Source organism: Hymenobacter negativus (assembly GCF_017571495.1).
Lineage (GTDB): Bacteria > Bacteroidota > Bacteroidia > Cytophagales > Hymenobacteraceae > Hymenobacter > Hymenobacter negativus.
In genome coordinates, this window is sequence record NZ_JAGETZ010000027.1 from 23047 (window position 1) to 30438 (window position 7392).

Annotated in this window: 5 protein-coding genes; 4 read left to right on the forward strand and 1 reads right to left on the reverse strand. The window is 58.0% G+C overall.

Going from position 1 to position 7392, the window contains the following annotated elements; genetic code table 11:
• Nucleotides 1-66 precede the first annotated feature (66 nt).
• Nucleotides 67-1536, reverse strand: a complete 1470-nt coding sequence (locus J4E00_RS29010; protein WP_208178859.1) for a hypothetical protein — start codon at nucleotides 1534-1536, stop codon at nucleotides 67-69.
• 386 nt (nucleotides 1537-1922) lie between these two features.
• Here J4E00_RS29010 and rpoN point away from each other — a divergent pair, with 386 nt between their 5' ends.
• From rpoN to J4E00_RS29030, 4 genes are all read left to right on the forward strand, one after another.
• On the forward strand, nucleotides 1923-3503 hold the full coding sequence (rpoN, locus tag J4E00_RS29015) for an RNA polymerase factor sigma-54 (RefSeq protein ID WP_208178860.1): 1581 nt from the start codon (nucleotides 1923-1925) through the stop codon (nucleotides 3501-3503).
• A 170-nt stretch (nucleotides 3504-3673) separates the two neighbouring features.
• Entirely contained in the window at nucleotides 3674-6475 is a 2802-nt protein-coding gene (locus J4E00_RS29020; RefSeq protein ID WP_208178861.1) for a PAS domain-containing hybrid sensor histidine kinase/response regulator, read from the forward strand.
• A gap of 253 nt (nucleotides 6476-6728) precedes the next feature.
• Nucleotides 6729-7010, forward strand: a complete 282-nt coding sequence (locus tag J4E00_RS29025) for a hypothetical protein (protein ID WP_208178862.1) — start codon at nucleotides 6729-6731, stop codon at nucleotides 7008-7010.
• A gap of 15 nt (nucleotides 7011-7025) precedes the next feature.
• Nucleotides 7026-7283, forward strand: coding sequence for a hypothetical protein (locus J4E00_RS29030; protein WP_208178863.1), 258 nt, complete (start codon nucleotides 7026-7028; stop codon nucleotides 7281-7283).
• Nucleotides 7284-7392: the final 109 nt, after the last annotated feature.

A 7392-nucleotide genomic window follows, 5' to 3' on the forward strand; every position in this document is an offset into this window, starting at 1 on the left:
TTTAGGCTTCCATTAATGGCCTCGAGCGGGCGATACTGAAAGCAGCCTTCAAGTATAAGTCACGCTTCACTCCTCCAATCGACGCCGCTTCCGTATCTCTGCCATTCGCTGCTGCCAGGCAGCAATGGTTTCGGTTGGACTAAGGTTGTTGAGGTCTTCTATTGAAAATGCGGGACTGTAAAAATAGCCTTGCGAAACGTCTTCCATAAAAAGCAACGCTTGGTCAAGAAAATTCACAATCGCTGGTGCCACGCTATTGGTTAAAGAGTGGCGTAGTTTCTCAATTTCACTACTAATGCAAAGCTCATGACGCAGTAGCAAGCGACACAAATGATAAATGGCCGTCTCAGCCTCCTCATTGCGTATTGCCATGCGTACCTGAATCATTCCCGGGCCGCTATAATAGCCATTGCCCATAGCTTCTGCTTCGACTGCGAGCGCGATAACTTGTCCGGCGGATGGCCGTTTCGTTAGCTGTTCATTGCAATGAAGACGCGCTAGAAAGCTAGCATAATGATGAAGCGGCGAGAAGTTTATCCGGACAATGTCCTCGTGCTTTTGATAAATGTTCCAGGCTTTCGCCAGATAGTCGGCCCCGCTATCCCCCTGCCCTTCGCGAAGGGATGCCCAATCCTCCCAAACACTCGCCATATAGTATACTTCCATCGCGTGAGCAGGCTCTTTCAGGATAAATTGCTCAAAACATTCGATGGCTTTTGCGAGATAATCGGCTCGTTGTTGGATTTCACCCTGCTTGTGCAGGAGCAGGCCGGCATTGCGTAGCAGCTGCGGGTGGGCATCGGCACTGCACCAGCCAAGCGCGGTCTGTAGCCAGGCCGACAACTGCTTTTCCAATTCGTCGCTGGGCTGGTATTCCTGCATGCGAATACCCTCGTCAAGCAGCGTCCAAAGCCGGTCAGGCTGGGTTATCAATTCCTCATTTATTCGGCTATTAAATTCAGCACACACTCGCTGCTGAGCCTCCGGCATGCCGTCAATGGGTTGTTTCCAACGATGATAAAGAATCCACACGCTAAAATCGCCTACCGCCCGCAGGTCTTCAATTGCCAACTGCCAATAGAACAATGCCTGACACACGTCCAATTGGGCTAATTGGTGATATAAGCGGGCCCGGAATACCAAGGCATCACGATTTGCAGGAATTTCAAAGTCCAGTTCATGAATAGCACGCAAGGCAAACTGTTTGGCTTGGTCAACATCCGTTGCTTCTACCTCATCTAACCGATAGCTTAGCACTTGCGCACGTAATTCCCGTAGAGGCGCCCCCTGAAAGTCCTCGGCCGCCTCTATTAGGTCATCGAGCATTTCTAATCCCCAATCGCCCAGCTTGCCACACATCTGGTCGTAGGACAGATAGGAGTAAAAAGTCATAAAGCCTGACTCCATTACGTCACGACGCCACTCATCCGCAACTCCCGTCGGCACTTGTTGTGAGAATTCAATCAGGCCTTTTAAATCATATGATTCTACCAGTTCCGACAGTTTTGCTTGCCAGGCATGCTCCTGATTGTTCATGACGTATTTGAAAAAAGCGGAGATAATTATCCCGACTTGTGATGAATTTTAAGAGCCGCTTGATAGCACCCCGCGCTTGGTTGGATGGCTGCATTCGCCGGCTGATTTTCGCGCACGGCTTCGGGACAAATATCATTCAACCTGAGTAAACACTGTTGGAGCGAAAGGCCGTTGGCAGGCGCTCAGTTGCCTGGGCAGCAAGCTGATTAGGCGGCTGATAACTCACTGAGGAGCATAAGGCTATTAACCCAACGGTGAACTTCGGCATCAGTAGCACGAAGTTTGCAGGGCGCGGCGCGGCTCCAAAGCGGCACCTGCTATCAACTTTTCAAGCCAAACCGTAGTAAAATTGACCTCCGCCGTCGCCTTTCCGTATTTTCGTACCTATGCAACGCCTCGACCTTAAACAGCTCCTCTCGCAAAAGCTTAGCCCGCAGCAGATTCAGTTCATCAAGCTGCTGCAAATCCCGACGGCGGAACTGGAGACGCGCATCAAGGAAGAGATGGAGGTGAACCCGGCGCTGGAAGAAGACGAGCCCGACGACAGCGAAGAACTGGACCGCGACGACGAGAGCGACGACTCGGACGACCCGGACGCCAGCCTCGACAACGATGAAAATACGCTGGATGAGGATTTTGAGGACCGCCGCGACGAGCCCGAAGTAGCCGACGAGATGCCCGAGCCGGACCTCTCGGCCAAAGACGACAGCCCCGGCGACGACGCGCCCGACAACAAAGACCTCGACCTGAGCGACTACCTCAACGACGACGAAATAGCCGGCTACAAGATGCAGGGCGATGGCCCCGGCGAGGAAGAGGAGCGCGACACCCCGCTGGCCGACACCAGCGGCTCGCTGCTGGATTCGCTGCTCGACCAGCTGCATTTTGCTAATCTGGACGAGCACCAGGAGGCCATTGGCCAGCAGCTCATCGGCTCGATTGACGGGGACGGCTACATCCGGCGTGACCTCTCGGCCATTGCCAACGACCTGGCCTTTAGCCAGAACCTGGAAGTGAGCGTAAAGGAAATTGAGGCGGTGCTGCGCGTGGTGCAGGGTTTCGACCCGCCCGGCATTGCAGCCCGCGACCTGCCCGAATGCCTGCTCCTGCAGCTGGAGCGCCGGCCCCAGGACGAGAACACGGTGAACGCCGAGCGAATACTGACCGAAACGTTTGAGGAGTTCAGCAAGAAGCACTACCCGCGCATTCAGCAGAAGCTGGACCTAGAAGATGATGAGCTGAAGGAAGCCATCAATGTGATTCTGAAGCTGAACCCCAAGCCGGGCGGCAGCGGGCCTACAGGCCTAGGCAAGACGCAGTACTTGATGCCAGACTTCATTCTGACGAACGACAACGGCGTCTTCAACCTGACCCTGAACGCCCGCAATGCACCCGAACTGCGCGTGAGCCCGGCCTACACCGAGATGTTCCGGACCTACGACAAGGCGTCGAAGAAGGACGCCAAGATGAAGGAGGCCGTGACCTTCGTGAAGCAGAAGCTGGACTCGGCCAAGTGGTTTATCGATGCCATCCGGCAGCGGCAGAACACGCTGCTGCGCACCATGAACGCCATTGTGGAGCTGCAGCGCGACTTTTTTGCCGAGGGCGACGAAAGCAAGCTGCGGCCCATGATTCTGAAAGACATTGCCCAGATGATTGGCATGGATATTTCGACGGTGAGCCGGGTGGCCAACTCTAAATCCATTCAGACCGAGTTTGGGATTTATCCGCTGAAGTACTTCTTCTCTGAGGGCATTGCCACCGATTCGGGCGAGGACGCCAGCAGCCGCGAGGTGAAAAGCATCCTAAAAGACCTCATCGGCAAGGAAAGCAAGGAACGCCCGCTGAGCGACGACAAGCTGGAAAAGATGCTCAATGCCCGCGGCTACAACATTGCCCGCCGCACGGTGGCCAAGTACCGCGAGCAGTTGAACATTCCGGTGGCCCGGTTGCGCAAGGAGCTATAGGAATGGGCCATTTTCGGGGAACAGGGAACAGTTGGTAGTGCGCAATGGGCTGCTGAACAGCAGCCGGTTTTATCTTTGGCAACTAGCTAAGTAGGTTCGGCTAAAGAGGGGGTAGTTTATTTTAATAACTACTCCCTGAAAATTGCTCACTGACAACCGCTCACTGCTAATTGAAAACTGAACTTCCTTCCGACCCTGCCGAGCTACGGGAGCTGCTCCTGGCCGAACGCGCCCGCCGCGAAGAGGCCGAAGCAGAAGCAGCGTACCTGCGCGTCCAGGCCCAAATTCCGCTGCTCAACCCCAATCCTATTCTTCGGGTAAGTGCCGAGGGTAAGCTGCTGTTTGCCAACCCGGCAGCGACGCTGCTGCAACACGACATGGATGCAACAGGCCCCTCGCGGGTGCGTCCGCAGCTGGTGCAAGCGGCTACGCAGGTACTGCACACCGGCCAGGTGACGCAACGCGAGCTAGTGGCCAACGGCCAGCACTTTCTGCTGTTTGCAGTGCCGGTGCCGGAAGATAGCAGCGCCCTGCTCTACCTCACCGATGTGACGGCCCAGCGCGAAGCAGAGCAGGAAACCCGCGAGCAGCGCACGTTTTACGAGGCCATTATGGCCCACCTGCCGGCGGTGGTGACGGTGCTCGACCCGGACCAGCGCTACCGCTACATCGGCCCCTTTGCCGAGCCCGACCCGGTGGAGCGCCGGGCCCGCATCGGGCTCACTTTTGCCGACCATTGTGCCAAGCAGGGCCTGCCCATAGAGCTGGCCTCTAGACGCCGGCGCTTGTTTGAACGGGCCGTGACCAGCCGCCAGATGGTGAACTGGGAAGAGCGCTGGCCCAACCCCGACGGGGAGATGGCCAAGTACTGGCTGTGCTACTACCAGCCCATTTTTGGGGTGGATGGGGTGCTGCGGGAGGTGATGTGCTACGGCCTCGACATCACCAACCGACGGCATGCCGAGGCCCGCAGCCGCGAGAGCGAAGCCGCCGTGCTGGCCCAGCAAACCTTCACCAACCTGGTGCTCGACCTCAACCCTAACTTCATTTGGGTGCGGGATGCCGAAGGCCAGACTGTGTTTGAGAATGCCGAGATGCAGGCCCTGCGCCACCGCATGCGCGAGCTGGCCGGCACCGAAACCATGGAAGCTTCCTTGACCAAGGAGGAACTTCAGGCGGCGGTGCTGGCCGACCAGGAGGTGCTGCGTACACGCCAGCCGCTCATGACCCAGCTGTCGATAAAGCTGGCCAACGGTGAAACCATGTGGCTCCAAACGGTGCGCTGCCCCCTCATGCTCGCCGATGACACCACCCAGGTACTGGGCGTGAGCACCGACATCACGGCCCTGAAGGCAGCTCAACACGCGGCCGAAGCCGCCGCCACCGCCCGCGAAAACTTCCTGGCCAACATGAGCCACGAAATCCGCACCCCGCTGAATGGGGTGCTGGGCATGACCAGCCTGTTGGCCAAAACCGGCCTTAACGAGCAGCAGCGCAACTATGCCGCCATTATTCAGCACTCGGGGCGGCACTTGCTGAACGTGGTGAACGATGTGCTCGACATGGCCAAAATCACCTCCGGCAAGCTGGAGCTGGAGCAGGTGGCGTTCAACCTCTGCGACTCGATGGGCAACGCTGCCCACCCGCTGGTGCTGCAAGCCCAGGAAAAGGGGATTCGGGTGCTGGGTACGCGGCTACGGGATTCCTGCCCCCACCCTTGGGTGGTGGGCGACCCCTACCGGCTGAACCAGGTACTGCTCAACCTGCTCTCAAATGCCATCAAATTTACGCCGGTGGGGGGCACCATCACGGTAGGAGGCCACTTTGTGAGCGAAACCGACGACACGCTTACCACTGAGTTTCGGGTGACGGATACGGGCATCGGGATTACGCCGGATAAGCTGGAAAGCATCTTCCAAGAATTTACCCAGGCTTATGCCGACACTACCCGGCAGTTTGGCGGCACGGGGCTGGGCCTGAGCATCAGCCGGGCCTTGGTGACGCAGATGGGCGGCCGCCTCACGGTGCAGAGCGAGCCGGGCAAGGGCAGCTCGTTTGCCTTCATCACCACCCTGCCCAAGGCCAGTGCCGAAGCCCGGCAAGCGGTGCTGGCCCCGCTGGCGCCCATCCAGGAGGCGGCGGTGCGCGGCACCCGGGTGCTGCTGGTAGAAGACAACCCCGTGAACCGCGAAGTGGCCCAGCTGCTGCTGGAAGGCCACGGCGTGCTGGTAGACGGGGCCGCCAGCGGCATTGAGGCGCTGGAGCTGTTTGAGCAATACCGCTACGACGCGGTGCTGATGGACATCCAGATGCCGGGCATGAACGGCCTGGAAGCCACGGCCCGCATCCGGGCCCACGCCAATCCGGCCAAGGCTGTGACGCCCATTCTGGCCCTTACGGCCAATGCTTTCCGGGCCGATGCGGAGAAGTACCAGGCCGCCGGCATGAACGACACGCTGCCCAAACCCTTCGAAGAAACCGAGCTGCTGAGCAAGCTGGCTTCGCTGATTGCGGGCGTAAGCAGCCCACTGCTCACCGTGGAAACGCCAGCGGCAGTGCCTCCGGCTCCGGCCGCGCCGCGCAAGGCCCGCAAGCCCAAGGCCGCGAAGGCACTCCCAGCCGAGCCCGAACCGCCCTACAACCTGGCCCTGCTGCACCAAACCGCCCACGGCAGCACGGGGTTTATGAACCGCATTCTATCATCCTTCCACACCAACACGCCCGGCAGCGTGGCCGAACTGCGTGCCGCCCATGCCGCCGCCGACTGGCCTGCCATCGCCGCCCTGGCCCACAAGCTGAAGCCTTCGTTGCGCCTAGTGGGTGCCGCCGGCCTCACCCCCATTATTGCTACCCTCGAAGCTGCTGACGCGTCGGAAGCGGAGCGGCAAGTGGCGGCCACGGCCTTCGCGGCGGGGCTGGAGGCGGTGCTGGCAGTGCTGCCAAAGGAGGTGTCGGATACCTTGGTATTGTGACGTTTTTTTTCCTGACCCCGCTCCCTGGGCGGGGACCAGGCTCCATGTTGGGAGTTTACGAAACTCATCCCCAGTGGGCGTTTCGTAAACTTTGATTAGTGAACGGGTTGATTGAACTCATTAAACCCTAGGGCGGCTCAAGCACCACTGGCTACGGGTTGCTGCTTGCGGTTCAGAAAAACGAGCGTTTAGCTTATTGCTGCTACTAAAAGCACTTATATTTAGGGCTCTTACCTTTAATCTACCTATCTAAATGGGACTCGACATTCTGCTGGGCGCTAATAATCAGGCAGCGCTAGATGCTGGCAACTACGACCCCGATGACCAGCGCCTTAGTCGCAACTTTTGCAACTTCATGTGCCGGCGCAGTGCCATTGAAGAAGAACCGGAATTGGACCAAATCGGTCGGCTCACGGGCGTGGACATCTCGCCGCTGTATGAGATGGAAAACCACACGTTGCCCGAGGAGTTGGACAGCATGCTCGAATACGCCGACGATGAAGCAGAACGGCAGGAAATCCTCGCCCGCACGTAGGCCGACAACGCCGCATTGGCGGGCAACATTGACCGGGTGACGGCCACCGTGGAGGGCTTGCTGACGCAGTTGACCACGATGGATGATTTGCTGAGTCGCTTGCGGCCAATTGAGGAGGACACCTTCTACAGCACCGCCTACTTTGCTAACTTTTCCGCGTCGCGAATGAATGCCTATGACAACACCTTTGGTCAAGACCTCCGCAACTTTAAAAACTTCTTAGATTATGCCAAAGGAAAGGGGAGCGAGACTGTGTTTTTTGTGTACGGCTAGGACTGTTCACGAAAAGGGTGGTCTAAATTAACGAGCCTTAAAATGGGATGATTTACCTTCGAGGCTATGCTACAAGACTTACCGCCCCAACGATGGGAAACAACAGAGG

What these genes read in the sequence shown, in the direction of transcription:
- J4E00_RS29025 (WP_208178862.1), top strand. Translation starts at nt 6,729, where the DNA reads ATGGGACTCGACATTCTGCTGGGCGCTAATAATCAGGCAGCGCTAGAT.
- rpoN (WP_208178860.1), top strand. Translation starts at nt 1,923, where the DNA reads ATGCAACGCCTCGACCTTAAACAGCTCCTCTCGCAAAAGCTTAGCCCG.
- J4E00_RS29010 (WP_208178859.1), bottom strand. Translation starts at nt 1,536, where the DNA reads ATGAACAATCAGGAGCATGCCTGGCAAGCAAAACTGTCGGAACTGGTA.